Source organism: Kocuria sp. KD4, from assembly GCF_011769905.1.
Lineage (GTDB): Bacteria > Actinomycetota > Actinomycetes > Actinomycetales > Micrococcaceae > Kocuria > Kocuria marina.
Genome location: NZ_CP050449.1, coordinates 1691659 through 1714443 on the forward strand (window position 1 = coordinate 1691659; position 22785 = coordinate 1714443).

At 68.4% G+C, this 22785-nt stretch carries 18 protein-coding genes, 1 tRNA gene and 1 pseudogene; 11 read left to right on the forward strand and 9 right to left on the reverse strand.

The window, feature by feature from the left end:
* The first annotated feature begins 200 nt into the window (after positions 1-200).
* The 4 genes from HBK84_RS07570 (at position 201) to HBK84_RS07585 (ending at position 5735) form a co-directional block, all read left to right on the forward strand.
* Positions 201-1724, forward strand: a complete 1524-nt coding sequence (locus tag HBK84_RS07570) for a leucyl aminopeptidase (RefSeq protein WP_167318571.1) — start codon at positions 201-203, stop codon at positions 1722-1724.
* 171 nt (positions 1725-1895) lie between these two features.
* Positions 1896-3263, forward strand: coding sequence for a dihydrolipoyl dehydrogenase (gene lpdA, locus HBK84_RS07575; protein WP_098054531.1), 1368 nt, complete (start codon positions 1896-1898; stop codon positions 3261-3263).
* Between the two features lie 119 nt (positions 3264-3382).
* Positions 3383-5260, forward strand: a complete 1878-nt coding sequence (gene sucB, locus HBK84_RS07580; RefSeq protein ID WP_167318572.1) for a 2-oxoglutarate dehydrogenase, E2 component, dihydrolipoamide succinyltransferase — start codon at positions 3383-3385, stop codon at positions 5258-5260.
* Between the two features lie 124 nt (positions 5261-5384).
* A complete protein-coding gene (locus HBK84_RS07585; protein ID WP_035961358.1) occupies positions 5385-5735 on the forward strand; it encodes a hypothetical protein in 351 nt (116 codons plus the stop codon).
* Positions 5736-6012: 277 nt separating this feature from the next.
* On the opposite strand, the gene HBK84_RS07590 is transcribed toward HBK84_RS07585, so the two are convergent.
* Complete coding sequence (locus tag HBK84_RS07590) at positions 6013-7971, reverse strand: protein kinase (protein WP_167318573.1); 1959 nt, start codon at positions 7969-7971, stop codon at positions 6013-6015.
* A 74-nt stretch (positions 7972-8045) separates the two neighbouring features.
* Between HBK84_RS07590 and lipB the strand changes: the two genes are divergently transcribed.
* The 3 genes from lipB to HBK84_RS07605 all read left to right on the forward strand — a co-directional run bounded on the left by lipB (position 8046) and on the right by HBK84_RS07605 (position 10830).
* Positions 8046-8783, forward strand: a complete 738-nt coding sequence (gene lipB, locus HBK84_RS07595; protein ID WP_167318574.1) for a lipoyl(octanoyl) transferase LipB — start codon at positions 8046-8048, stop codon at positions 8781-8783.
* A 115-nt stretch (positions 8784-8898) separates the two neighbouring features.
* The gene (gene lipA, locus HBK84_RS07600) at positions 8899-9906 is read left to right on the forward strand and encodes a lipoyl synthase (RefSeq protein ID WP_085105942.1); all 1008 of its coding nucleotides are present in this window, start codon (positions 8899-8901) and stop codon (positions 9904-9906) included.
* 174 nt (positions 9907-10080) lie between these two features.
* A complete protein-coding gene (locus HBK84_RS07605) occupies positions 10081-10830 on the forward strand; it encodes a DUF4191 domain-containing protein (RefSeq protein WP_167318575.1) in 750 nt (249 codons plus the stop codon).
* A gap of 35 nt (positions 10831-10865) precedes the next feature.
* On the opposite strand, the gene HBK84_RS07610 is transcribed toward HBK84_RS07605, so the two are convergent.
* Positions 10866-11312, reverse strand: a complete 447-nt coding sequence (locus HBK84_RS07610) for an RDD family protein (RefSeq protein ID WP_064845162.1) — start codon at positions 11310-11312, stop codon at positions 10866-10868.
* A gap of 235 nt (positions 11313-11547) precedes the next feature.
* Here HBK84_RS07610 and glnA point away from each other — a divergent pair, with 235 nt between their 5' ends.
* Positions 11548-12972 (forward strand): type I glutamate--ammonia ligase, encoded by a 1425-nt coding sequence (gene glnA, locus HBK84_RS07615; RefSeq protein ID WP_064845161.1) that lies wholly within the window; start codon positions 11548-11550, stop codon positions 12970-12972.
* A gap of 55 nt (positions 12973-13027) precedes the next feature.
* Here the strand turns inward: glnA and mptB are convergent, their stop codons facing one another.
* Positions 13028-14509 carry a polyprenol phosphomannose-dependent alpha 1,6 mannosyltransferase MptB gene (gene mptB, locus HBK84_RS07620; RefSeq protein WP_240918873.1) on the reverse strand — a complete coding sequence of 494 codons (1482 nt, stop codon included), beginning with the start codon at positions 14507-14509 and terminating at the stop codon, positions 13028-13030.
* Positions 14510-14778: 269 nt separating this feature from the next.
* Between mptB and orn the strand changes: the two genes are divergently transcribed.
* Together orn and HBK84_RS07630 are read left to right on the forward strand one after the other, a co-directional pair.
* A complete protein-coding gene (orn, locus tag HBK84_RS07625) occupies positions 14779-15402 on the forward strand; it encodes an oligoribonuclease (protein WP_098054541.1) in 624 nt (207 codons plus the stop codon).
* A gap of 107 nt (positions 15403-15509) precedes the next feature.
* A tRNA-His gene (locus HBK84_RS07630) sits at positions 15510-15585 on the forward strand.
* A 260-nt stretch (positions 15586-15845) separates the two neighbouring features.
* Here the strand turns inward: HBK84_RS07630 and HBK84_RS07635 are convergent.
* The 3 genes and pseudogenes from HBK84_RS07635 to HBK84_RS07645 all read right to left on the reverse strand — a co-directional run bounded on the left by HBK84_RS07635 (position 15846) and on the right by HBK84_RS07645 (position 18613).
* A pseudogene (locus HBK84_RS07635) lies at positions 15846-16772 on the reverse strand (transposase).
* A 296-nt stretch (positions 16773-17068) separates the two neighbouring features.
* Positions 17069-17380 (reverse strand): membrane protein insertion efficiency factor YidD, encoded by a 312-nt coding sequence (yidD, locus tag HBK84_RS07640; protein ID WP_231885405.1) that lies wholly within the window; start codon positions 17378-17380, stop codon positions 17069-17071.
* 48 nt (positions 17381-17428) lie between these two features.
* On the reverse strand, positions 17429-18613 hold the full coding sequence (locus HBK84_RS07645) for a zinc-dependent alcohol dehydrogenase (RefSeq protein WP_098054543.1): 1185 nt from the start codon (positions 18611-18613) through the stop codon (positions 17429-17431).
* A gap of 87 nt (positions 18614-18700) precedes the next feature.
* Here HBK84_RS07645 and HBK84_RS07650 point away from each other — a divergent pair, with 87 nt between their 5' ends.
* The gene (locus HBK84_RS07650; protein WP_167318577.1) at positions 18701-19636 is read left to right on the forward strand and encodes an SDR family oxidoreductase; all 936 of its coding nucleotides are present in this window, start codon (positions 18701-18703) and stop codon (positions 19634-19636) included.
* A 129-nt stretch (positions 19637-19765) separates the two neighbouring features.
* Here HBK84_RS07650 and HBK84_RS07655 read toward each other — a convergent pair whose 3' ends face one another.
* The 3 genes from HBK84_RS07655 to HBK84_RS07665 form a co-directional block, all read right to left on the reverse strand.
* Positions 19766-21013 carry an APC family permease gene (locus HBK84_RS07655; RefSeq protein ID WP_167318578.1) on the reverse strand — a complete coding sequence of 416 codons (1248 nt, stop codon included), beginning with the start codon at positions 21011-21013 and terminating at the stop codon, positions 19766-19768.
* Between the two features lie 114 nt (positions 21014-21127).
* The gene (locus HBK84_RS07660; protein ID WP_085105936.1) at positions 21128-22036 is read right to left on the reverse strand and encodes an SDR family oxidoreductase; all 909 of its coding nucleotides are present in this window, start codon (positions 22034-22036) and stop codon (positions 21128-21130) included.
* Positions 22037-22120: 84 nt separating this feature from the next.
* Positions 22121-22774, reverse strand: a complete 654-nt coding sequence (locus tag HBK84_RS07665; RefSeq protein WP_167318579.1) for a response regulator transcription factor — start codon at positions 22772-22774, stop codon at positions 22121-22123.
* Between the last annotated feature and the right edge of the window lie 11 nt (positions 22775-22785).

The following is a 22785-nucleotide window of genomic DNA, read 5'->3' on the forward strand; positions in this document are numbered from 1 at the left end:
TCCTCGTCGAATCATGGGCGCGGCACAGGGGCGCCGACGCTCGTGAGAAGGGAACGCCCGGAGCGACCCCGCCTATTCCCCGCTTCCCCGGGGCTGTGCTGGCTAGGATCGGAGTCGTGCGCGCCACACGAACGCCGCGCACGTCGCGGCCATCCGTACCGCGCCGCATCGTCGTCAGCCACCCGTGAAAGGACACGACAGTGACCACACCGCAGGACATCCTGGCCACCCACGAGGTACGCCTCGAGACCAGCACCAAGCCCCTGGGCACCTCCGCAGACGCCCTCGTGCTGGGGGTACGCCACGACGGCGAGCTCGCGGTACCGAGCGACGTCAAGGCGGGCGTGCGGCGTCGTCTGACGGAGCTCGCCGAACGGGCCCGGGTCTCCGGCGGGCTCGACCGCGTGCTCGTGGTGCCCGCCCCGGACGAGGTGGACGCGCGGTCCGTCGTGTTCACGGGACTGGGCCGTGGTGAGGACGACGAGCGTGGCGAGAACCTGCGCCAAGCGGCCGGTGCTGCGGCGCGGACCCTGCGCGGAGCGGCCGAAACCGCCGTGTTCGCGCTGCCCGTGGCCTCCGAGACCGAGGTCCAGGCCGTGGCCGAGGGGATCGGGCTGGGCGCGTTCAACTACGTCACGCAGAAGTCCCGCACGGCCTCCGAGGCCGACGTCCCGCTGAGCGCGGCGACCGTGGTCGTACCCAAGAACCTCGGCAAGACCGCGAAGGACGCCGTCATCCGGGCCGCCCACGTGGCGCGCGCCGTGCGCCTGACGCGCACCCTCGTGGACCTCTCCCCCGACACCGCGACCCCCGAGTTCGTCGCGGCCGTGGCGACCACTGCGGCGAAGGGCACAAAGGTCTCGGTCGAGGTGCTCGCCGAGAAGGAACTGACCCGCGGCGGTTACGGCGGCCTGCTGGGCGTGGGGCGGGGCTCCGTGAACGGGCCGCGCCTGGTCAAGCTGCAGTGGTCCCCGGCCCGCGCCAAGAAGCACGTGGCGCTCGTGGGCAAGGGCATTACGTTCGACTCCGGCGGCCTGTCGTTGAAGCCGCCGGCCTCGATGATGACCATGAAGTCGGACATGGCCGGTGCCGCCGCGGTGCTCAGCACCGTCCTCGCGGCCGCTGCGCTCCAGTTGCCCGTGACCGTGACGGGCTGGCTGTGCCTCGCCGAAAACCTGCCCTCCGGCTCCGCGACCCGTCCGGGTGACGTGTTGAGCATGTTCAGCGGTCACACCGTGGAGGTGTTGAACACGGACGCCGAGGGCCGCCTGGTGCTCGCGGACGGGCTGTGGGCCGCGGGCCAGGAGAACCCGGACCTGTTGCTCGACATCGCGACCCTGACGGGCGCGCAGATGGCCGCGCTCGGCGTGCGTACCGCGGGCATCATGGGCGACGACGACGCTCGCGAACGTGTCGTGCGCGCCGCCTCCCGCGCCGGCGAACCCGCGTGGCCCATGCCGCTGCCCGAGCACCTGCGTCCGTCCCTCGACTCGTTCGTGGCGGACCTGAAGAACATGGGCGACAAGTACGGCGGGATGCTCGTGGCCGGGCTGTTCCTGCGGGAGTTCGTCCCCGAGCAGCGTGGCCGGCGGATCCCGTGGGCGCACATCGACATCGCGGGCCCCTCCTTCAACGAGTCGCAGCCCTGGGGGTACACACCCAAGGAGGGGACCGGCTTCGGGGTGCGCACCATGCTCGCGGTGGCCCAGGACCTCGCCGAGTAGGCTTCCCTCGATCGTGCGCCACGCTGCGGGGGTCCACCGGGATGCAATGTCTGGTGAGCCCCCCCGGGGTGGCGTTAGGCTGGACCCCAACCGTGACCGCCCCACACACACCCAGGATCGGGACCCGGGCGGGCATCAGAAACCAAGAACTCGAACCCCGAGGGAGCCAACGTGGCCGACAACCAATACGACATTCTGGTCCTGGGCGGAGGATCCGCCGGGTACTCTGCCGCACTGCGCGCGGTGCAGCTGGGTTACAGCGTGGCGCTGATCGAGAAGGAGAAGCTGGGCGGTACGTGCCTGCACTGGGGTTGCATCCCCACCAAGGCGTACCTGCACTCGGCCGAACTCGCCGAAGGCGCCCGGGAGTCGGAGAAGTACGGCATCAAGGCCTCCCTCGAGTCCATCGACATGGCGGCCGTGCGCGAGTACAAGAACAAGGTCGTGCAGGGCAAGTACAAGGGTCTCACCGGGCTCATGAAGATGCGCAAGGTGGACGTGATCCAGGGCAACGGCAAGCTCACCGGCCCCAACACCATCGACGTGGACGGCACCACCTACACGGGTGAGCACATCATCCTGGCCACTGGTTCCTTCTCCAAGACCCTGGGCATCGAGATCGGCGGTCGCGTGATGACCTCCACCGAGGCCCTCGAGATCGACTTCGTGCCCAAGTCCGCGATCGTGCTGGGCGGCGGCGTGATCGGCTGCGAGTTCGCCTCCATGTGGCGCTCCTTCGGCGTGGACGTGACCGTGATCGAGGGTCTGCCCCACCTCGTGGCCAACGAGGACCCGGCCATCGTGAAGATCGCTGAGCGCGAGTTCAAGAAGCGCGGCATCAAGTACAACCTGGGCACGTTCTTCGAGAAGGTCGAGCAGAACGACGACGGCGCCAAGGTCACCCTCGCGGACGGCAAGGAATTCGAGGCTGAGATCGTGCTGGTGGCCGTGGGCCGCGGCCCCAACACCGAGGGCATGGGCTTCGAGGACCAGGGCATCCCCATGGACCGCGGTTTCGTGACCCCCGACGAGCGCCTGCACACGGGCGTGGCCAACATCTACGCGATCGGTGACATCGTCCCCGGCGTGCAGCTCGCCCATCGCGGCTACCAGCAGGGCCGCTTCGTGGCCGAGGAGATCGCCGGGCTCAACCCCGTGGTGGTCCCGGACATCAACGTCCCCAAGGTCACGTTCACCGAGCCCGAGATCGCCTCCGTGGGCTACTCCCAGCCCAAGGCGGAGGAGAAGTTCGGCAAGGACAACGTGGAGACCTTCGAGTACAACCTCGCTGGCAACGGCAAGAGCTCCATCCTAGGCACCGGCGGCATCATCAAGCTGGTGCGCGAGAAGGACGGACCCATCGTGGGGTTCCACGCGATCGGGACCCGCATCAGTGAGCAGATCGGTGAAGGCCAGCTCATGGTGAACTGGGAGGCCTACCCCGAGGACGTGGCGGCATTCATCCACGCCCACCCCACCCAGAACGAGGCCATCGGTGAGGCAGCGATGGCATTGGCCGGCACTCCGCTGCACGGCTGATCCACTGCACCGGGTGCCCGCCCCACGGGGTGGGCACCCGGCCCCTCACCACCCCGGGACCGCACGGACCCGGGACACGTTGCACATTTTCCGATCTTTAGAGAGGGACGGACGACACAATGTCTGAAACCGTTAACCTGCCCGCGCTGGGCGAGTCTGTCACCGAAGGAACCGTGACCCGCTGGTTGAAGCAGGTGGGCGACGAGGTGGCCGTGGACGAGCCCTTACTCGAGGTCTCCACCGACAAGGTCGACACCGAGGTCCCCTCCCCCGTGGCCGGCGTCGTCGAGAAGATCCTGGTCGAGGAGGACGAGGACGTGGAGGTCGGTGCCCCGCTGGTCGTCATCGGTGACGGCTCCGGTTCGGGTTCCGATGACTCCTCGGACGCTTCCGCTGACTCCTCGGACGCTTCCGCCGAGGAGGTCGAGGACGCCGCGACCGAAGCCGATTCCGGTGAGAACACCGAACAGGCCGCGGAGACCGAGACCGAGCAGGCCCCCAAGGCCGACACCAAGCAGTCCTCGGGCAACTCCGTGGAGGTCACCCTGCCCGCGCTGGGTGAGTCCGTGACCGAGGGCACCGTGACCCGCTGGCTCAAGGAGGTCGGCGAGCAGATTGAGGTCGACGAGCCCCTGCTGGAGGTTTCCACCGACAAGGTCGACACCGAGGTCCCCTCCCCCGTGGCCGGGACCCTGCTGGAGATCAAGGTCCAGGAGGACGAGGACGCCGAGGTCGGCCAGGTCCTGGCGATCGTGGGCGACGAGTCCGCCGCCGGCTCCGGTGACTCCGACTCCGACTCCGACTCCGACTCCGACAACGGTTCCTCCGACGAGTCGGGTGAGACCAAGGCCGAGCAGATCGAGGACGCCGCGACCGAAGCCGATTCCGGTGAGAACACCGAACAGGCCGCCGAGGCCAAGGCTCCCCAGAAGAGCTCCGGCTCCGAGGAGAAGCCCACTCCCGCCAAGCAGTCCGAGTCCGGTGCGTCCTCCGATTCCGGTGCCAAGTCCTCGGACTCCGGCACCAAGGACGTCCCCGGCTACGTGACCCCGCTAGTGCGCAAGCTGGCCCGTGAGAAGGACGTGGACCTGTCCACGATCACCGGCACGGGTGTGGGTGGGCGCGTCCGCAAGCAGGACGTGCTCGCCGCCGCGGAGGAGGCCGCCAAGCAGTCCGAGGCTCCCCAGGTCCAGGACACCGGCGCCAACATGGCACCGGCCGTGTCCCGCCAGGGCTCCGAGGCCCAGCCGGCCTCCGCCCCCGCCCCGGACGCCAAGCGCGGCACCACGGAGAAGGCCCCCCGCATCCGGATGACCATCGCCAAGCGCATGCGCGAGTCCCTGGACGTCTCCGCCCAGCTCACTCAGGTGACCGAAGTGGACATGACTCGCGTGGCCCAGCTGCGTCAGAAGGCCAAGGACCAGTTCCAGAAGCGCGAGGGCGCCAAGCTCACGTTCATGCCGTTCTTCGCCAAGGCCGTGGCCGAAGCATTGCAGGCGCACCCCGTGCTCAACGCTACGTTCAAGGAAGAGTCCAAGGAGATCGTCTACAACGCCTCCGAGGACATCGCGATCGCGGTGGACACCCCCCGCGGGTTGCTTGTGCCGGTCGTCAAGAACGCCGGTGACCTGAACCTGGGTGGTCTGGCCAAGCAGATCGCGGAAGTGGGTGCCGCCGCCAAGGACGGTTCCATCTCCCCGGATCAGCTGACCGGTGGGACCTTCACCATCACGAACATCGGTTCCTTCGGTGCCCTGTTCGACACACCCATCATCAACCAGCCGCAGGTCGCCATCTTGGGCACGGGCACGATCGTCAAGCGCCCCATGGTGCTCACGGACGCGGACGGCAACGACACCATCGCCATCCGCCACATGTGCTACTTGTCCCTGACCTACGACCACCGTCTCGTGGACGGCGCGGACGCCGGCCGGTTCCTGGGCACGCTCAAGAAGCGCCTGGAAGCGGGTCAGTTCGAATCGGAGGTCGGCCTGTAAGGGTTGCCCCGTGACCCACCGCGGTCAACCGTTCGGTTGATTTCCCGGCCGCCGGGATGTGTTCTGGATCACTCAGAACGCATCCCGGCGGTTTCGTGTGACGGGGCTCCGATAGGCTCGAATCATGTCTTTCCTCTTCAGCCTGATGTTGTTCCTCCACTTCCTCGGTCTAGCCGTCATCATCGGCACGTGGCTCTTCACCATGAAGCGCCCCACCGTCACGTCCGGTCAGTTCTGGGCCGCGATCGTGATGCTGCTGACCGGTTTGGTCATGGTGGTCTTCCGCGAAATGCAGGACGGTTTCGCGGTCAACCACATGAAGATCGGCGTCAAGCTGATCATCCTGCTCGTCGTGGCCGTCGCGGCGTTCATCGGGATGCGCAAGACCAAGCGCGGTGAGCCCGTGTCCACCGGGCTGGCCCACGCGGTCGGCGGTCTGGCCGTGATCAATGCCGCCGTCGCCGTGTTCTGGTGAGCCACCCGCTTCCCTGAACGTCCCCCGTTCCCACCGCACGCCCCGGTGCCGCGCGTTCCCTTCAGATTGCGACGGCACAGGGGCTTCGCGTTGCTCACGACCCGCGGGTCAGCGCCTCCGCCCATGGGCGGCGGCTGCCTCGCAGCCACCCGTTGCGGGCCTGTCGATGCCGTCGGCGCGCGGCAGCCTCCCTCGGCGATCCGACCCCCATGACGAGACCGTCACGAGCCGACCCTCATGTCGCGGCCGCCGCGCGGGGGCCGTCATGGGCTGACTCTCACGGAGCGGCCTCGACCGGTGTGACGTCGGCGAGCCGCCACCCCCGCGGGGTGTGGGTCACCGAGATCCGCAGGGTCTGCAGGGCCTCGCCCCCCTGTCGGGTCACGTGGGAGCCCGTGGGTAATTCGCCGTGCCAGCCCCGCGTCCGGACCTCGGCGTCGTAGGTGCGAGTGCGGGCCGCCTCGGCGGGCGTGAGACCCGACCCGGCGCGGGGCCGCTGTTCGGTCAACCGGACGACGTCCATGCTCACACCGGACAAGGCCGTTAATCCCGATCCCGAGGTGTCCTGGGCCTTCGCGCGCCGGATCAGGTCCCGATCCCGCGCGGCGAGTCCCGAATCCGCGACGTACACTTCCGCGACGGCCGTCTCGTCCCCGGCCGCGAGCGCCGCCGCGCGGGCGGACACGAGGCCTTCGACGGCCCTTCGCGCCTCACCGTCCTTGTCCTGCATGGTCTCTCCTGGCGCGGTGGCCGATCGCGCGGTGGCTTCCCTGGACGCCCCCGCAGCGTCCGGCACGGGGGTCGCCCCAGGGGACCGCGAGCTCGTTCCGGAGGGTGTCCCGGCGGCCGCATCCGGGGGCGACGACGCCGTCCCCGCCTCGGCTGCCGACGTCGCACCGGATTCGGCGGGCCTGGCGACGGGCCCGCCACCGTCCCACGCGAGGAATCCCCACGCCAGGGCCGCTGCACCCAGGACTCCGGCGGCCGTGAGCCACGCCCTGCGCCGCACGGACGTGTCCACCCCGGCCACGGCGACGCCGCCCGGACTCATCCGAATCCGACGCGGGGGAACGAGCCGACGGGGAACGGGGCGCAGGGGCATGAGGCGGCGGGGCCGCGCCACGGTGCCGTCCGCGCGGATGACCTCCGGGGTCATGCGTTCGGGTGGCCGGCCGACCGGTTTGCTCCGCGGTGCGGAGGCCGAGAAACCCGCGGCGAGTTCCTGCGCGGAGGGGCGCGCGGCGGGATCGTCAGCCAGGGCGGCTTCGAGCATCAGCACGAGGTGACGCGGCGCGGCGGGACACATGAGCGTCAACGGCACCCGGTGCGACTCGGGGCCGGGGTGCCGGCCCGTGAGCGCGAGCCACCCCAGCACGCCCAAGGCATGCACGTCCTGCACCGCGGTGTATGCATCCTCCGCGGGGCCGAGCGCCACCCCGGGGTGCGCGGACCGATCCGCGACACCCCATGGCACGGGCCCCACAGAGCTGCCCGCGGGAACGCCGTAGCCGTCCACGAGCGCGCGCCCGTCCGGTGTGAGGAGGACGTGATGCGCCGCGAGGTCCCCGTGCACCCAGCCGCGCTCGTGCAGGTGCGAAAGCACACGAGCGACCGCCGCGAGAACCGGCGCGGTGTCCTCAGGCCGCAGCCGTCCCCGGTCGCGCATGGTGTCCTCAAGGGTCTTGCCGCGGACGTGGTCCGCCACGAGCGCCCGGGATACGCCGTCCCCGCCGAGGGTCGCGCGCACGCTCACGAGCTCGGGATGCGGTGACTCCGCCCATGCCTCGACGAGGGCGGCGATCTGCTCCTCGCCGGCCCGCCGGTGTTCGCGGTCCTCGGTCACGACGAACGTGACGGTGTACTTCTCATGGGTCGTGCGTTCCCGGGCCAGCCACGTGCGGGACCCACCGCCCTCCCCGAGCTTCTCCACGAGTTCGAGACCGTCGCGCTCGACCGTCTCGGCGGCCGGATCGCTCATCGACTCAAGCGACTCCGCACGGTCGGCGGGCTGCACACGGTGGGCGGGTCCCGAATGGCCGGCGGATACCGCACTGGCGGTGGGGGCCGCACTCGGGGCGGCCGCGGCGTCGTCGTGTCCCTCGAGACCGTGACGACGCCGCTCACCCGCGCGCACGGCCCGCACGCGGTCCCGGGCGCTGTGACCACGCGACGGCGCGGACGCGTCACGGGTCCTGGACGGCGCCTCGAGCTGCTCCGGTTCCTGCTCTGCGTTCATGACCTCACTGTGCCGTGAAACACGGCGGCCCGCTCACGTTATCCACAGACGGGCGGAAGGGATAGGCTGGCGGAATGGCTCTGCACTTCGAACGCATCGGTCTGGCACCGGACTTCGTGAACTACCGCGAGTGCTTGGACCTGCAGCGGGAGGTCCACGGCGAGGTCGTGGCCGGAACCCGCGGCAACACGGTGCTGATGGTGGAACACGAACCCGTCTACACCGCCGGGCGCCGCGCCGAGAAGCACGAGTACCCGTGGGACGGCACGGACGTGGTCCCGATCGGGCGGGGCGGGAAACTGACCTACCACGGCCCCGGGATGCTCGTGGGGTATCCCATCGTGCGCTTGCCGATCCCCTTGGACGTGGTGCGCTTCGTGCGTGTCCTGGAAGAGGTCATCATCGCCGTGGTCCGCGACTTCGGCGTGCCCGCGACCACCGTGGAGGGCCGGTCCGGCGCGTGGGTGCTCGCGGACGAGCGGGGCCCCGATCGCAAGATCTCGGCGATCGGTGTGCAGGTCTCCAAGCGTGCGACGATGCATGGTTTCGCCTTGAACTGCTCGAACGACCTGCGCCCGTTCGGCAAGATCATCCCGTGCGGGATCACGGACGCCGGCGTGACCTCGATCAGCCAGGAGACCGGGAATCGGATCGACCCGGCGGACGTTGTGCAGCGTATGGAGCAGGAACTCGCGGCCCGTGAGGCGGACCTGTGCGTCGCCTTCGAACCCGATGTCCCGGCACCGCCCGTGCGACTGCCGCACACGGGTGACTCCCGAGCGAGGGACGCGTCACCCACCGCGGTGTCCTGACCGGGCCACAGCCACCGCACGAATCGCGGATCGTCGAGAACAGACCCCTGAGAACGGCCCGTACCGCTCATCCGCGTGGACCGGGCCCCGCCAGCGCCACCAGCGAGGAGTACTCATGACCATCGCCCCCGAAGGCCGCAAACTGCTGCGCGTCGAGGCACGCAACGCCGAGGTGCCCATCGAGAAGAAGCCCTCGTGGTTGAAGAACACCGCCAAGATGGGACCCCAGTTCACGGAACTGAAGTCCATGGCCCGGGGTCGCGGGCTGCACACGGTGTGCGAGGAAGCCGGGTGTCCCAACATCTACGAGTGCTGGGAGGACCGTGAGGCCACGTTCCTGATCGGCGGGGACACGTGCACGCGCCGCTGCGACTTCTGCGACATCGCCACGGGCAAGCCGGGCATGGTGGACGTCGCCGAGCCTCGCAAGGTGGCCGAGTCCGTGCGTGACCTGGGACTGCGCTACGCGACCGTGACCTCGGTGGCCCGTGACGACCTCGCGGACGGCGGCGCATGGCTCAACGCCGAGACCATTCGCGCGATCCACGCCCTGAACCCGAGCACGGGTGTGGAGATCCTGATCCCCGACTTCAAGGGTCAGCCGGACGCCCTGCAGCAGGTCATCGACGCCCAGCCCGAGGTCTTCGCGCACAACCTGGAGACCGTCCCCCGTATCTTCCGCCAGATCCGTCCCGCGTTCGCGTACGAACGCTCCCTGGACGTGCTGACGCAGGGCAAGGAGAACGGGATGATCGTGAAGTCCAACCTGATCCTGGGAATGGGCGAAACCGACGACGAGGTCTACGACGCCCTGTGCGACCTGCACGACGCCGGGTGCGACATCATCACGCTCACCCAGTACCTGCGCCCCGGGCCTACGTTCCACCCCATCGACCGGTGGGTCAAGCCCGAGACCTTCGTGGAGCTGTCCAAGCAGGCCGAGGAGATCGGCTTCCTGGGTGTGATGGCAGGGCCCATGGTGCGTTCCAGCTACCGCGCGGGCAAGCTGTGGGCACGCGCCATGAAAAAGATGGGCCGCGAGATCCCCGAGCACCTGTCCCACATCGACGACTCGGGTTCCGCGAGCCAGGAAGCCTCCTCCCTGTTGGCCCGCCTGGGCTGACGCCCGCACCAACACCGCTCCGCGAACGACGCCGCCCACTTCCGGGCGGCGTCGTCCGTTGCGGGCGCCGCGCGGCACCCGGGAGGGCTTCCCTACGGACGAGACGCCGCGTCGTCGGGCCTCAGCGGATAGAATGGCGGGGATCCCCTGTGTCAGCGAGTGCGAGGAAGAACTGTGTCACCAGCCACGTCCATCAAGGCCAAGGCCGCCGAACGCGACCGTAAGCGCGAGGAGAAGCGCCAGCGCAAGGCCGCCAAGGGCCCGGGCATCTTCGCGCAGATGAAGCAGGTCTTCCAGATGACTCGCGAGCGCGAGCCGAACATCCTGTGGTGGATGATCCTGCTCGGCCTAGGCGTGCTGCTCGTGTTCCTGCTCATCGGTGTGCTACTCGGCAACTGGATCACGTGGTTGCTCATCGGCATCCCGTTCGCGGTGCTCGCCGCCGTGATCCTGCTGTCACGGCGGGCCGAGAAAGCCGCATTCTCGCGCATTGAAGGACAACCCGGTGCCGCGGGGGCCGCGCTGTCCACCCTCAAACGCGGGTGGATCGTGGAGGAGGAACCCGCCGCGATGGATCCCAAGTCCAAGGACCTGTTGTTCCGCGCCGTGGGCCGCCCCGGTGTCGTGTTCATCACCGAGGGCCCGGTCAACCGCGTAGACAAGCTCGTGAAGAAGGAACGCCGCCGCATCGGCCCGGTGATCCAGAACGTCCCCATCCACGTGCTCAAGTCCGGCAACGGCGAGAACCAGATCCCCCTGAGCAAGCTCACCAAGGAGATGAAGCGCCTGGAGAATAAGCTCACCAAGCAAGAAGTTCAGGTGGTCCACCGCCGGATGAACACCCTGCAGAACAAGCTGCCGATCCCCAAGGGCGTGGATCCCATGCGTGCGCGCCCAGATCGTAAGTCCATGCGCGGTCGCTGAACCAGCGCCCACGCGCCGTGGGGCGATCCTGCTGATCAGCGCACGCGCACCAGGACGGTGTCGACCGCGCGATCGTGCAGACCCCGTTGGTCCTCGTCCGCGATCAGCGCGGGGATCACCAGACACAACAGCAGCGTGCGAAGGGCCGCTCTGCCGAAACCGGCGGGGCGGCCCTTCATCGTCTGGACCTGCAACCCCATGATCCAGTGCCCCGGGGTGCGCCCGAAGAACCCAACCATGAGCACGCTGATCACGAAGAACACCGCGAGGTTCATCAGCCCCGACCCGTTCCACTGCGCCAAGAACAGCCCCGCGAGAACCACCGCGAGCACCCAGTCGATCACCAGGGCCACCAGGCGCGCAGGGAAGCGAGCGATCGAGCCCGGCCCCTCAGCGGGGCGACCCAGACGACGACCGGGGTATGGCTGGCTTCCCTGGGGGGCGCCGTCGAGCCACGAGCCCATGTCCTGGCGAGAAATCATGACTTCACCCTAACGGGCCGACGTGGGAGCTCGCGCACCCGCCGGTAGACTGGGGCTCGTACTGACCGGTCGGCGAGCCCTCCGTGCATCACGCTCCGGGCGTTACACGGACGAAACATTCGTGTCATGGACGGGCAACGCCAGGTTCCTACGCTGGACATCAGAACCGAACGACCGCGGTGGTCCCCGCCACCGCGGCGTTGATCGGACGCCCACACAGAAGGAGAACAGGTCCATGTTCCAATCAGCCGAAGAAGTGCTCGCGTTCCTCAAGGACGAAGAGGTCATGTTCGTCGATCTGCGTTTCACGGACATGCCCGGTGTGCAGCAGCACTTTAACCTCCCGGCCAAGGCGGTGGACGAGGACTTCTTCACGGACGGGCAGTTGTTCGACGGTTCCTCCATCCGTGGTTTCCAGGGCATCGCCGAGTCCGATATGCAGCTGATCCCGGACCCCCAGTCCGCGTTCGTGGACCCCTTCCGGCTCGAGAAGACGCTCGTGGTCACGTGCTCGATCGTGAACCCGCGTACCGGCGAGCCCTACCACCGCGACCCGCGCGGTGTAGCCGAGCGCGCCGAGGCGTACCTGGCCTCCACCGGTATCGCGGACACCGCGAACTTCGCGTCCGAAGCCGAGTTCTTCGTCTTCGAGGACGCCCGCTTCCAGGTCTCCCCCGAGCACACCTTCTACCGGATCGACTCGGACGAAGCCTCCTGGAACAGCGGCCGTGAGGAAGAGGGCGGCAACCTCGCGAACAAGACCCCCGTGAAGGGCGGCTACTTCCCCGTGTCCCCCGTGGACAAGCAGGCGGACCTGCGCGACGCCATGTGCGTGGCCCTGGACGAGGTGGGCCTTGAGGTCGAACGCTCCCACCACGAGGTCGGTGCCGCGGGTCAGGCGGAGATCAACTACAAGTTCTCCACGCTGACCGCCGCCGCGGACGACCTGCTCAAGTTCAAGTACGTGATCAAAAACACCGCGGACTCGTTCGGCAAGACCGTCACGTTCATGCCCAAGCCCGTCTTCAACGACAACGGCTCGGGGATGCACTGCCACCAGTCGCTGTGGAAGGGCGGGGAGCCGCTGTTCTACGACGAGAAGGGTTATGCGGGCCTGTCGGACGTGGCGCGCTGGTACATCGGCGGCCTGCTGGAGCACTCCTCCGCGGTGCTCGCGTTCACCAACCCCACCGTGAACTCCTACCGCCGCCTGGTCAAGGGCTTCGAGGCCCCCGTGAACATGGTCTACTCGCAGGGCAACCGCTCCGCGGGCATCCGGATCCCCATCACGGGCACCAACCCCAAGGCCAAGCGCCTGGAGTTCCGCGCGCCGGACCCCTCGTGCAACCCGTACCTCGCGTTCGCCGCGCAGCTGATGGCCGGGTTGGACGGGATCCGCAACCGCATCGAGCCGGCGGACCCCATCGACAAGGACCTCTACGAGCTGCCCCCGGAAGAGGCCAAGGACATCAAGAAGGCCCCGGGCACCCTGTCCGAGGCGCTCGAGGCCCTCGAGGCGGACCACGAGTTCCTTCTCGCCGGTGACGTGTTCACCGAGGACCTGATCGAGACCTGGATCGAGTACAAGCGTGAGGTCGAGCTCAAGCCGCTCTCTGTGGTCCCCCACCCGCTGGAGTTCCAGATGTACTTCGGCGTCTGATTCCCCGCTCCACACCAACGCGGCCCCGCTCCTCGTGAGCGGGGCCGCGTTCGCGTCACAGCACGGGCGACGTCGCCCGCTCGCCACGTGGGGGCCGCGCCACACGTCGGGTGGCCGGGTCCAGTAGCCACAGGTAGATGCCGTACGTCAGGGCCACGAGCGCGGCGATGACCCGCGCCGCGAAGAGGTTCAGGTCCAGATAAGGGAACACGTCCAGCTGGTCCGCCACGGCGTAGACCATGAAGAACGCGGTCACGAAGAACAGCACGTCCACCTGCCAGTCGTCGCGGATCCCGGAGATCGCGAACAACGGGATGAGCCACACCACATACCATGCCTGGATGATGGGGGCCAGCAGCACGAACGCGGCGAGCGCCCACGCGAGCCGGCGGAATAGTTTGGCGTCCCGCCCCACGAACATCAGCACGACCACCACCGCGGCGGAGAGCACCGTCCCGGCCGTGTGCACGGCGTCCATCCACGCGGAGCCGTTGAACCCCCACGAGCTGCCCACGAGCTGCGCGAACAACCCCAGCAGTCCGATCGGCGCGTACCAGATGTACACGGTGCCCGGTGTGGAGACCGCGGAGACCCACCCGAAACCGAAGCCGTTGACGAATCCCATGAGCGCCAACAGGGCCACGGAGTAGGCCAGCGTGAGGGCCCAGATCGCGAACCGGCGCGGCCACGACGCACCGCGCCCGGCCCAGAGCAGGCCCACGAACGGCAGGAAGATCAGTGTGATGGGCTTGATCGCCACAGACAGGGTCACGAGGGTCGTGCCCGCGATCCCACCCTTCCAGTTGCGGTGCATTGCCGCCACGTAGGTCCCGATCAGGGCCAGGGCCAGCATGATCGCGTCGTTGTGGGCGGCCACCACGAAGTTCGTGAGGAACAGCGGATTGGCCACCGATAGCCACATGGCCCGCCGCGGATTGACGCCGTGCAGCCGGGCCAGGCGCGGGATGACCCACATGCACGCGATCACGGACACTACGCACAAGGCCCGAAACAGCAGCACGGAGGCGTCCGGGTCCGCACCGGTCACGAGGACCACGAGCTGTTCGAGCCACAGGAACACCGGGCCGTACGGGGGCGGGGATTCCGCCCATAACTGGTCCGCGCCCAGTTGGAAGAAGTTGTCGATCGTGGAGACCCCGGACTCGTACGGGTTCAACCCGTTCGCCATCACGCGGCCCTGCCCGATGTACGAGTACACATCCCGACTGAACAACGGGATGCTCACGAGCATGGGCGCCGCCCACGCCGCGATCGAGATCAGCACCCAGCGGGCGCTCTCCGGTCCCCACGGTCTGAGTTTCTGGCCCAGGCGCAGCCACTGCCGCACCAGGAGCATGGCTCCGAGGGCGAGCATCACGACCGAGACCACCACGCCCACGGTCTCGAAGCGCATCCACATGATCAGCGGGATGCGCCGCAGCGAGGACACGCTCGCGAGCCATCCCACGCCCAGGGATCCGAACAGCAACATGAGCGAGCCCAGCGAGCCCATCACCACGGTGCGGGTCAATGACACCGAGGACGTCGCGTCCCGTCCCGGGGCTGCGTCCCGTCCGGTTCCGGGGAGCGTCGGGTGACGTTCCGTCCTGGACGTGATGCGCACTACGGGCCTCCCGGTGCTTCCGCGGTGGCCGCAGATGAGGGGTCTGGGAATCGTCCGCCGCGGCGCGCGGTGCGCGGGGGCGGCGTCGGGGTGATCCTACCGTGCGACGTCGTACGCCAACCGGATGCCCGGGGCGAGGCGGCGTCGCGGGGGTGCCCGCACGACGCGATACATTGGAGGGCGTGACGACTGCAAACCGGAGAATAGTGTGGATCGACTGCGAGATGACGGGGCTGTCCCTGTCCGATGACGCGTTGATCGAGGTGGCCGCGCTCGTGACCGACGACGAGCTCAACGTGCTGGGCAGTGGCGTGGACGTGGTCATCAAACCCCCGCAGGCCGCGCTGGATCAGATGTCTTCTTTCGTGCGGAACATGCACGAGACATCCGGGCTGCTGCCGGAGCTCGAGAACGGCATGGACATGGCGCAGGCGCAGGACGCGGTGCTGGACTACATCCGCAAATGGGTCCCCGAACCGGGCAAGGCGCCGCTGGGTGGTAACTCCGTGGGGACGGACAAGACGTTCCTCACGCGGGACATGCCGCAACTCGTGGATCACCTGCACTACCGGGTCATCGACGTCTCCACGATCAAGGAGCTCGCGCGGCGCTGGTACCCGCGCGCGTACTTCCAGGCGCCCGAGAAGACGGGCAATCACCGTGCGCTCGGCGACATCGAGGACTCGATCGACGAGCTGCGATACTACCGCCACATCCTCTTCCCCGGCGATCCCGGCCCCACCTCCGACGACGCCCGCAAGATCGCCGCGCTCATCAAGGCCTCCCCGACCCGCTCGGGTTCCTGACCGGGACCTGACGCGTTCAGGCGCTCGATGCGGGAATCCGCCCGGGCGTGCGCTATAGTGGTCGTCGTTGCCCGGAGGGATCGAACGGTTCTTCCACGGGTTCAATGGTGGGCGTAGCTCAGTCGGCAGAGCGCCTGGTTGTGGTCCAGGAGGTCGCGGGTTCAACCCCCGTCGCTCACCCCATGCACGAGGTGCGAACATCGATCGGTGTACCGGTCGGGGTTCGCACCTCGTTCTCGTTGGCGGGCCAGTCCTGCATGACCTCGACCGCCCGCTTTCCAGCGGCCCGTCCGGCCTGACCACTCCCACCGCTGCGGCCATCCCCGCCACCCCGACCGCCCGCGCCCGCCGTCCACATGCACAGTGGAGGAAAAACAGCCTGGCGCGCGAATATCTGTTCTAACTCAGTAAAAGCACAGCCGGGGGTGCTCCTATGTTCTGAGTCAAACCGCGAGGGTGGTTGGTTCGGGGCTAAGGGTAGTGGTCGGGGGCTGGTAGTAGGTGCCATTGCGGAGCATCGCGTCGATGACGTTGCAGCGGCGGCGGGCGAGGCAGATGACGGCGGCGTGGTGTCGGTTTCTCTCGGCGCGCTTCCGGCCGTAGTAGGCCTTGGAGATCGGGTCTGAGTGCGAGGCGACCCACGCGGAGTAGAACAGCGCGTTCTTCAGACGTTTGTTGCCGGATCAGGCGGGGAACTCGCTCCTGATCGAGGTCCCCGACCTTCGCGTGACCGGCGCGACGCCGGCGTAGGCCGCGAGATGGCCTGCGGTCTCGAATGCGGGGCCATCGTCGAAGGCCAGGAGGATCTGGGCGGTCTTGATGCCGATCCCCGGCATGCTCATCAAGACCCCGGCGAGAGAGAAGTCCTCCAGCATAGCCTCGACCTCCCGGGCCACGGTCGCCCGCTGTTCCTTGAGTTCTTTGACCTGGCCAGCGACTCGGGGGATCACCAGTTCCACCCCTGCCGTTGCGGGGACCACCACGGTCTGCTCGCTGAGCGCCGTGAAGAGCCGATCGACCAACACCTCCGGGTCAGCGGGATGGATCTGTGTGAGCAGAGACCGGATCCGGTTCAGTGCCCGGGTGGTCTCGTGGGCGAGGTCCTCGGCCTTTCGCATCGCCAACCCGGGTAGGTAGGCCACCGCGCAGCCGACGTTGCGAGCGACTGCGATGGGCAGGGCTCCGATGGTGATGGGCTCCATCAGCACGTCGCCGTGCTCCTGCAGGTGTGTGAAGAGGTCGCGCAGCTGGGCCTCGTCCTGCGGGAGGGGCTTGTCGAAGAGCCTGTTCCCGTCGGGGTCCAGCGCGCAGGCACGATGCCCGGTCTTCCCCACGCCCAGGCCGATCACGGCCGCGAATCTGGCGTTCATGAGGTCGTCCTCGTTGAACGCATCACTGCTGGTCGCAGTCTTGAGACCCGATGCCGGCACCCACGTTGCGAAGAGACCTCAGAGAAGCTGGGCCGTGTCCCTATGAGCGGTCAACGCGTGTCTCTCGACCGGGCGGCAACACCCCCGGACCATGGATGGCTGGGCAGACAAGCCATACCCGGTCGAGCACCAAACGCCCGGCGATCGGGGGTACTCACAACGTAACTGGCGGGCACCACGAAGCCCCTCCTACCTCCGAGCGCGCCGCGAGGTGGGAGGGGCTTCCTCCATCTTTCTTAGAACCGGAACGGAATGGGGATGGGCCCGCAGCAGCAGACTCCGCTCACGTCGCCGCGGCCCGCGGGGCCGAGCATGAGTGCCGCCCGGTAGCAGGCCGCGAAACGGAGCATCGTGGGGATGATCCCTCGGATCACGCCGTACTGCGCAATGATGCCGCGCACCGCCGCGGAGCAGGACTGCCCGCCCCGTGCCACGAGATGCGCGCACGTGAATCCTTTACGCGGTGAGAGGTGGCGCTGGTATCCGCGGATGAGACGATCGACCCCACGGCGGGGTGCAGTGGCTACTCGAAGCAGTACGTCAGTCAAGGGCGACCGGCTCCTCTTCCCATGAGCATGATCGTGGTGTGCACAGGGTCATGGCTTGAGGACCACCTTGATGCAGCCGTCCTTCTTCTCCTGGAAGATCTTGTACATCTCCGGTGCGTCCTCCAAGGACACGTGGTGGGTGGCCAGTGACTCGAGGCCGAGGACGTCGTCCGGGCGGCTCGCGATCTCCAGCAGCTCATCGGTCCAGTGGCGCACGTGGCACTGGCCCATGCGCATGCTGATGCCCTTGTCGAACATCTCCATCATGGGCATGGGATCCGCCATTCCGCCGTACACGCCCGACACCGAGACCGTGCCCGCGCGGCGCACGCTGTGGATCGCGGTGTGCAACGCGTCCAACCGGTCGATACCGGCCGTCTCGATGGCCTTGCGCCCGAGCGGCTTGGGCAGTCGCGCCGCGCCGGCGACGATCTTCTCCGCGATGGGGTTGCCGTGCGCTTCCATGCCCACGGCATCCAGGACGCCGTCGGGGCCGCGCCCGTCCGTCATGTCGACGAGCGTGTCGGAGACCTCGTCCACCTCACGCATGTCCACGGTCTCGATCCCCCAGCTCTTGGCCAGGGCGAGGCGCTCGTCCACACGGTCTACGGCGATGATCCGCTTGACGCCCTGCAGCTTGGCCGAACGCACCGCGAGCTGGCCCACGGGTCCGAGGCCCAGCACCGCGAGGGTGTCCTCTTCCCCCACGTTCGCGTACTTCACGCCCTGCCACGCGGTGGGCAGGATGTCGCTGAGGTAGAGGAAACGCTCGTCGTCGAAGTCCTTGGGCAGTTTCACGGGGCCGAAGTCCGCGTGCGGGACGCGCACCATTTCCGCCTGGCCCCCGGGGACCGACCCGTAGAGGGAGGAGAAACCGAACAGCGCGGCGCCCGTTCCCATCTCGCGGACCTGGGTGGTCTCGCACGCGGCGTACAGCCCGCGGTCGCACATCCAGCAGTGACCGCACGCGATCACGAACGGGACGACCACGCGGTCACCGGGTGCGAGGTTGCTGACCTCCGGTCCCACTTCTTCCACGATGCCCATGAACTCGTGACCCATCACGTAGTCCTTCTGCAGGTACGGGCCCAGCACGCCGTAGAGGTGCAGGTCCGAACCGCAGATCGCGGTGGACGTGACCCGCACGATGGCGTCGGTGGGATCCTGCAGAACGGGATCGGGGACGTTTTCGACCCGGACGTCGCCAAGTCCTTGCCATGTGAGTGCTCGCATTCACCCAGTAAAGCACGATCACCCCGCCCGGGCACCACCCCTTCAGGGGGGTCGAACCTGGGCGCCGCACCGCGTAGCGTGTCCCGTATGACCGCATCGCATCAGGTTGCCCTCGTGGCCGGAGCCTCCCGTGGACTGGGGCTGCTCGTGGCCAAGGAACTTCTCTCGCGTGATTTCGACGTCGCCGTGTGCGCTCGCGACGCCGCCGAGCTGGCCCGCGGGCGCGAGATGCTGTCCCCGTTCGGCACGGTGCGCGACTACGTGTGCGACGTCGCCGAGGCGGACCAGGTCGAGGCCTTGGTACGGGACGTGGAGCGCGATCTGGGACCGGTGGACGTGCTCATCACGGTCGCCGGGATCATCCAGGTGGGCTCGGTGGAGGGTGTCACGGTGGAGCAGTTTCGGGACGCCGTGACCACCATGACCATGGGTCCCGTGCACACCGCGCTCGCGGTGTTGCCCGGGATGCGCGAGCGTGGCCGCGGCCGGATCGGCACGATCGCGTCCGTGGGCGGACTGGTCTCCGTGCCGCACCTGTTGCCGTACTGCACGGCCAAGTTCGGCGCGGTGGGGTTCAGCGAGGGTCTCGCGGCGTCCCTGTCGGGGACCGGCGTCACCGCCACGAGCATCGACCCCGGCCTCATGCGCACGGGATCGCACGAGCGCGCCTACTTCACGGGCGAGTCGCAGAACGAGTACGCGTGGTTTGCGCCGTCCGCGTCCCTGCCGGTGTTGTCCATGAACGCCGACCGCGCGGCCCGCTTGATCGTGGACGGCGTTCTCGCGGGACGCCCGATCGTGCTGCTGGGGTGGTTGCCCAAGGTCGCCCAGCGGGTCCGGGGTATCGCCCCCGGGCTCACGATTCGCGCGTTGGGCGTGGTGAACCGGGTGCTCCCGTCCGCGTCCCCCCAACAGACGGATCTCGTGGTGGGGGCCACCGCCAAGCAGCGCCTGGGATCCCGCGTGGTCAACGCCCTGAGCACCCTCGGCAGTAAGGCCGCACAGCGCAACAACGAGCGCTGAACGAACCGCGGTCGTCCGGCTCGCCGGTGCGCCCCGTGCCGGACGACGGCGCGCGCGGTGGCGGCAGCGCCCGGCGGCGTGGTTGGCGACGGCTGTGCAGCGTGACGTGACGCGCCCTCGCCAGCCGGGTCAGCGCCGTCGCACCCTAATCCCTCGGTACACGATGCCCAGCGCCAGTACGAGGACGCCGCCCGCCACGGACGCGATCGGGAGCGTGATCGCGAGGACCACGCACAGCACCGTGCCCAGGACGGACACCGCGCGCGGGTAGCGGCGATGCGGCCCGGTCTGCGTGAGCGCACTGAGGTTGGCCACGAGGTAGTACAGCAGCACCCCGAACGACGAGAAGCCCACCACCCCGCGCACGTCCATGGTGAACACCGCGATCACGACCACCGCTGCCACCACGATTTCGATGTGGCGCGGGACGCCGTGGCGCTCGTCGAGCACGGCGAGGGGCGCGGGCAGATCCGCCGTGCGGGCCATGGCCAGGCCGGTCCGACCGATCCCCGCCGTGAGCCCCAGCAGCGACCCGAGCGTGGCGGCCGCGGCCGCAATCGTGACCACAACCGTGGTCCACGGCCAGTCGGCGGCCGCGGCGAGGTCCGCGAGCGGCGTCGTCGTACGGGACAGGGCCTCGGGACCGAGGACGTGCAGCGAGAGCACCGCGAGTACGCCGTAGATCACGAGGACCGCGCTCAGGGAGATGATGATGGCCCGGGGGATGATCCGGGCGGGATCGCGCACTTCCTCCCCCATGGTGGCGATGCGTGCGTACCCGGCGAAAGCGAAGAACAGGAGTCCCCCGGCCTGCAGGACGCCGTACGCCCCGCCCGGCGGTGCCGCACCGAAGGTTGATGCGGCGGGGCCGGACCCGGCGAAGAGCCCGGCCACGAGGACCACGGCCAGGCCCGCGAGCACGATACCCACGAGCACCTTGGTGGCCGAAGCAGTGCGCGTCACGCCGAAGCAGTTGACCGCGACCACACCGAGCACCGCGAGAGCAGCGACGGGCCGTTGCCAGGGCTCGGGGACCACATAGGCGGCGAACGTCATGGCCATGGCCGCGCAGCTCGCGGTCTTACCGGTGAGGAAACACCACCCGGCGAAGAACCCCGGCCAGGGGCCGAGGCGCTCGCGACCGTAGACGTAACTACCGCCGGCCACGGGGTACTGGGCGGCCAGCTGGGCCGAGGACAGTGCGTTGCACAGTGCGACGACCGCGGCCAGCACGAGGGCCAGCGGTAACCAGGCGCCCGCGGAGGCCGCAGCGGGGGCGAACACCACGAAAATGCCGGCGCCGATCATGGAACCGAGCCCGATGGTCACGGCGTCCGTCAGGCCAAGTCTGCGGTGCATGGCGGAAGGATTCGTCACGAGGCTCCCGGGTTTCACATCACGTACCCGTGACACACCAATGGGCGGGCCGCGTATCGCGTCCCGCCCACGGTGGTGTCATGTGCACTTATCTGTCTGGCTCTCGAAGGTGGCCTAGAAGACGGGCTTGCCGCCGGTCACACCGATCACTGTGCCGGAGACGTAGGACGCCTCCGCCGGGCTGGCCAGGAACACGAACGCCCCGGCCATCTCGGAGGGCTGTCCCGCGCGGCCGAGCGGGGTGTCCGACCCGAACTGAGGCATGCTCTCGCCGGCCTTGGTCGCGGGCTGCAACGGGGTCCAGATGGGTCCGGGGGCCACGGCGTTGACGCGGATCCCCTTCTCCCCCAGCTCGCTGGCCAGGTTGACCGTGAAGTTGTTGATCGCAGCCTTGGTGGAGGCGTAGTCGATCAAGTTCTCGGACGGGTCGTAGGCCTGGATGGAACTCACGTTGATGATCGAGGAACCACTCTTCAGGTACTGCAGCGCCTGCTGGGAGACCCAGAACAGGGCGTACAGGTTGGTCTTGAAGACGCGGTCCATCTCCTCGGTCTTCAGACCCTGCAGACCGCCGTCACGGCGGGCCCACTGGAAGCCCGCGTTATTGACGAGGATGTCCAGGCCGCCGAGCTGCTCGGCGGCGTCGTCCACGACCTGACGGGCGGTGGCTTCCTCGCGCAGGTCCGCGGGCAGCAGGACGGCCTTGCGACCGGCCTTCTCGATCCACTGCTTGGTGTCCTGCGCGTCCGATTCCTCGTCCGAGAGGTAGTTGATGGCCACGTCCGCGCCCTCACGGGCGAACGCGATGGCCACCGCGCGGCCGATGCCGGAGTCGCCACCGGTCACGAGGGCCTTGAGACCCTCGAGGCGACCGCGGCCCACCCAGTTCTCCTCACCGTGGTCCGGGAAGGGCTGCATGTCCGTGGACAGGCCGGGCGGGGTCTGTTCCTGCTCGGGGAAACCGCCCTCTTCACCGGCGAGTTCCCGTGCTTTCCTGGCTGCTGCGTACTTGTCTTCGGTCATGTGTCCATTGTGCCCCGCCGTACCCCGGGCTGTCGCCCACCCGGAAGGATGAAACCGCTGGTCGGTCCCGGATGACGCTGCGGGTCAGACCGCGGTTGTGCGCTGCTGCTGACCCGTGGGATCCATCCCGTGCTGGACGCCCCACAACACGGCCTGACTGCGTCGCTCCACGCCCATCTTGCGGTAGGCGGAACGGATGTAGGACTTCACCGAGTTGATGCTGAGGTAGCAGTGCCGGGCGATTTCGTCATTGGTGAACCCCTGCGTGATCAGCGCGATCACCTCCGCCTCACGCGTGGAGAGCCCCTCGGGCCGGCCGGGCCAGTCCGGCAAGGTGATGTCCTCCCGCACTGGTTCGGGGGCCACCACGCGCTCCCCCTCGTGCACGCGCACGAGGGCGTCCGCGAGTTCGTCCCCGGTGAGCTCCTTGGAGAGATAACCGTGTATGCCCAGATCGAGTGCTTCGTCAACGTGCTCGGCGCGCACGTGCCACGTGTACATCACGACCTTGAGGCAGTGGGGGTCATCCAGTAGGCGCATCACGTCATGGGTGCCACGGTCCTTCGCGGCGAACGCGTCATAGAGCACCACGTCCGCGTCCGTGTGCGGCAGACACCCGGAATCGAGTTCCACGACCCGCAGGCGCGGATGACCCTGCAGCATACTCGCCACACCCTGGAGGACCACGGGATAGTCGTTGATCAGGGCCAGGGTGATGACAGGGCGTTCGGAACTCACACCCCGAGCAT